General features: G+C 24.5%; 5 protein-coding genes. 2 read left to right on the top strand and 3 right to left on the bottom strand.

Annotation, left to right across the window (positions count from 1 at the left end):
• Both ACRCYC_RS10255 and ACRCYC_RS10250 read right to left on the bottom strand, forming a co-directional pair.
• Positions 1-124 (bottom strand): HIT family protein (locus tag ACRCYC_RS10255; protein ID WP_438619039.1); only part of this gene is annotated, 124 nt, incomplete at its 3' end.
• Between the two features lie 208 nt (positions 125-332).
• Positions 333-425 (bottom strand): PD-(D/E)XK nuclease family transposase, encoded by a 93-nt coding sequence (locus tag ACRCYC_RS10250; protein WP_438619037.1) that lies wholly within the window; start codon positions 423-425, stop codon positions 333-335.
• A 100-nt stretch (positions 426-525) separates the two neighbouring features.
• Here ACRCYC_RS10250 and istA point away from each other — a divergent pair, with 100 nt between their 5' ends.
• Positions 526-1,821: an IS21 family transposase gene (istA, locus tag ACRCYC_RS10245; protein ID WP_438619036.1), complete on the top strand. Its 1,296-nt coding sequence runs from the start codon at positions 526-528 to the stop codon at positions 1,819-1,821.
• On the top strand, positions 1,814-2,566 hold the full coding sequence (gene istB, locus ACRCYC_RS10240) for an IS21-like element helper ATPase IstB (RefSeq protein WP_438619038.1): 753 nt from the start codon (positions 1,814-1,816) through the stop codon (positions 2,564-2,566). The genes istA and istB overlap by 8 nt, the downstream gene beginning before the upstream one ends.
• A gap of 19 nt (positions 2,567-2,585) precedes the next feature.
• Here the strand turns inward: istB and ACRCYC_RS10235 are convergent, their stop codons facing one another.
• Positions 2,586-2,711 carry a hypothetical protein gene (locus tag ACRCYC_RS10235; protein ID WP_438619035.1) on the bottom strand — a complete coding sequence of 42 codons (126 nt, stop codon included), beginning with the start codon at positions 2,709-2,711 and terminating at the stop codon, positions 2,586-2,588.
• Between the last annotated feature and the right edge of the window lie 344 nt (positions 2,712-3,055).

The raw sequence follows: 3,055 nt of genomic DNA, 5'->3' as shown, positions 1-3,055 counted from the left end.
AAATTATAAGTGCATGTCCTTCGTTAAATGGGTATATGTCTAAAAAACACATAATTGACTCATCCTCATATATAATATTCGCTGGTAATTCTCCCTTAACAATTTTACAAAAAATACAATCCATAGTTTTTCCCCTCATTATTTCTTCTTGAAACTTAATAATTTAATATAATTGTTCAAAAACATAACGCCTTTATTACTATCCAATATATTACATTTATTATATCCTAATTTTTACAAATTAAAAAGACTATCAACAATCTCTAAAATTAACTTGCTGATAGTCTTTTAATTACGTATTATTTTATAAATAAATTCACTTTTATTTATAATTAGATATTAATTTTAATTACTTTCTCTAACCTTGTATAATCTTGCCCTTGTTGTATGTTTTCAAGATACATCTTTCCCCAATAATATAACATTTATAAATGCTAAGATAATATTGTAATAAAACGCTCATTTAAGAATGCACTAAAATGATTTTATAAAGTATAATTACCACAGATGTGTTCGGAGGTAATTATGATTATAAAAACAAATATTTATTCAGAAATTAAAATTAATAAATTAGAAGATCTTCATAAATTAAAACCACTTATGGAGGAGAATAACTTGAAAATAAATAAAAGCCAAATTGCAAGAGAACTTGGAGTTGATCCTCGTACCGTAGGAAAATATATAAATGGATATATAAAAACTACTAAACGCAATAGAAAATCACCAATAGATGAATTTAAGCCAATTATAGAATCACTTTTGGCAAATAAATCGGAACAAATTTTTTATTATAAAAGAGTATTATGGCAATATTTAACTGATAATTATGGATTAATTTGTGCACAATCTTCATTTAGAAGATATATATCTAGCATTCCAGAATTTGATGATTATTTTAAGAAAAGAAATCCTAATAAAATTACTACTAAATCTATTATGAGATATGAAACAGAAGCCGGTCAACAAGCACAATTAGACTGGAAAGAAAACTTAGAATTTAAACTTAAAAATGGTGACTATATAACTATAAATATTTTTGTGCTTATTTTATCTTATTCAAGATTTAGAGTTTATAGATTATCTCTTGAAAAGACGCAAGATATTCTCTTATCTTTTATAAATAATTCATTTGAAATTTTTGAAGGCGTTCCTAAAGAAATATTGACTGATAATATGAAGACGGTTATGGATATTCCTAGAACAAATTATAGTGCAGGAAAAGTAAATAATAGATTTCAACAATTTGCTAATGATTATGGATTCAAAGTTCGTCCCTGCATAGCAGGAAGACCGAATACCAAAGCTAAAGTTGAAGCTCCTATGAAACTACTTGATGAAATAAGAGCATATAATGGAACACTTAATTTTGAAGAATTAAATAAATTAATAGAAAAATTAAATAACAGAATCAATGGTACATGTCATACAAGTACTGGTAAAATTCCAATATTACATCTACAAAAAGAAAAAGATTTCTTACTTGCACTTCCTACAGATCAAATAAGAAATCAATATAATATCACGACTTCAAAAGTTAAAGTAAATAACCAGAGTATGGTTTGTTATAAATCAAACCAATATTCTGTACCACCAGAATATATAGGTAAAAAATTAACTCTTCAAGTATATGATAACCAATTACATTTGTATTATAACACGAATTTAGTAACTATTCATGAGATTAAAAAGCAAAAATTAAATTATCATGAAAATCATTATTTGAAAATTAGTTCTTTAACTTTTAATTATTCAAAAAATAAAATGGATGAAATAGCAAAAAATAATTTGAAAATGATTGGAGAAATTTATGGCAATGAATAGTTCTTATAATCAACTTATAAAAAATTTAGAATATTTAAAATTAAAACAAATGGTAACTCATTTAGATGATGTAATTGATTTTACCACTAAAAATAATTTGTCTTTTGTCGATGCGCTGATAAAGCTATCATCACATGAAATAGATTTTAAAGAAGCAAATATGATACGGTCTATGGTAAAAGTAGGAGCCTTTCCACATACTAAAGAAATTAAAGATTTTGACTTTGATTTCCAACCGGGGATAAACAAAGATCAAATTCTTGATTTTACGTCTTTAAGATTTCTTGAATCACAAGAAAATATTGTATTTCTTGGTTCAAGTGGAGTTGGAAAAACTCATTTAGCTACATCAATAGGAATTGCTGCCGCGAAACGTCGCTATAGCACTTATTTTATAAAATGTAATGATTTATTACAACAATTAAAGAGAGCTAATTTAGAAAATAGATTAGATTCAAGATTAAAGCATTTTAGTAAATATAGACTTTTGATTATTGACGAATTGGGATATTTACCAATTGATAAAGAAGATTCTAAATTATTTTTTCAGCTTATAGATATGCGATATGAGAAAAAGAGTACTATATTAACTACAAATATTAATTTTAACTCTTGGGATGACATTTTTTATGATCCTGTAATTGCAAATGCAATTTTAGATAGAGTTTTACATCACGCTCACGTAGTATCAATTACAGGAAACTCTTATAGATTAAAAGATCATCTTACATTTGAAGACAATTAAAATCTACATTCTTAAATGATCAAAAACTTACATTTTTAAGTTGACATTTATATTTAGTAAATAAATTTTCGAATTCTTGAGCATCAGAAGAATATATCTTATTTTGAAACATTATTCTAATTAAATATTTCTCATCTCTATCCATTTATATTCTCCTTTCTTACATATATAGCTTAATTTTATCGTATTTTGCTTAATAAATAAATACTTACTTGCTAATAACTCTGATTAATTATTATATGTTTGTTATTCATTCATAGACATACTTTTTTATTATCATACTAACTTTGTACAAATTATTTTTTATAGGAGGTATGTATACTTTAATTTCACTTATAATCTCTATTCTACTAAAATTTTCAATAAACAATATGTAATCAGCCTCATAAATTTGAACTTATTGAATAATACAAGCTTAAAGGTGTATAAAAGAATTTATGTCCTAATATATAAAAATAGCTATTATCAAGTAATAAAAATCAACTTGAT

This window comes from Paraclostridium sp., from assembly GCF_051657365.1.
GTDB lineage: Bacteria > Bacillota > Clostridia > Peptostreptococcales > Peptostreptococcaceae > Paraclostridium.
The sequence above is the reverse complement of the archived record's forward strand: the minus strand, read 5'-3'. Positions and strand labels throughout refer to the sequence as shown.

What these genes read in the sequence shown, in the direction of transcription:
- ACRCYC_RS10250 (WP_438619037.1), bottom strand. Translation starts at nt 425, where the DNA reads ATGTTATATTATTGGGGAAAGATGTATCTTGAAAACATACAACAAGGG.
- istA (WP_438619036.1), top strand. Translation starts at nt 526, where the DNA reads ATGATTATAAAAACAAATATTTATTCAGAAATTAAAATTAATAAATTA.
- istB (WP_438619038.1), top strand. Translation starts at nt 1,814, where the DNA reads ATGAATAGTTCTTATAATCAACTTATAAAAAATTTAGAATATTTAAAA.
- ACRCYC_RS10235 (WP_438619035.1), bottom strand. Translation starts at nt 2,711, where the DNA reads ATGGATAGAGATGAGAAATATTTAATTAGAATAATGTTTCAAAATAAG.